The organism is Shewanella sp. NKUCC01_JLK (assembly GCF_019345615.1).
Classification (GTDB): domain Bacteria; phylum Pseudomonadota; class Gammaproteobacteria; order Enterobacterales; family Shewanellaceae; genus Shewanella; species Shewanella oncorhynchi.
Window position 1 is genome coordinate 1 of sequence record NZ_JAHKRD010000041.1, and the last position, 504, is coordinate 504.

Below are 504 nucleotides of genomic sequence, written 5' to 3' on the forward strand. Positions count from 1 at the left end.
ACAAAGCTCGGTTACGAGTTAAATCATAAGTCCGGGTCCCCTTCGTCTAGAGGCCTAGGACACCGCCCTTTCACGGCGGTAACAGGGGTTCGAATCCCCTAGGGGATACCATCTATATCTTATAGAGAGTGGTTCCTAGCAAATAACTAACGAGTTGTTTGGTAAGAACAAGGCATTTGCTTCCTAGCCTACTGAAGTGAATGTGTTACAAAACTCGGTTACGAGTTAAATCATAAGTCCGGGTCCCCTTCGTCTAGAGGCCTAGGACACCGCCCTTTCACGGCGGTAACAGGGGTTCGAATCCCCTAGGGGATACCACATTTTGGCACGTTAGCAAATAACTAACGTGTTGTTTGGTAAGAACAAGGCATTTGCTTCCTAGCCTACTGAAGTGAATGTGTTACAAAGCTCGGTTACGAGTTAAAACATAAGTCCGGGTCCCCTTCGTCTAGAGGCCTAGGACACCGCCCTTTCACGGCGGTAACAGGGGTTCGAATCCCCTAG

Annotated in this window: 2 tRNA genes; both read left to right on the top strand. The window is 48.8% G+C overall.

Features of this window, described 5'->3' with window-relative positions:
• Positions 1–35: 35 nt before the first annotated feature.
• A tRNA-Glu gene (locus KO537_RS22975) sits at positions 36–111 on the top strand.
• Between the two features lie 131 nt (positions 112–242).
• Positions 243–318: transfer RNA gene (locus tag KO537_RS22980), tRNA-Glu, on the top strand.
• The last annotated feature ends 186 nt before the right edge of the window (positions 319–504 follow it).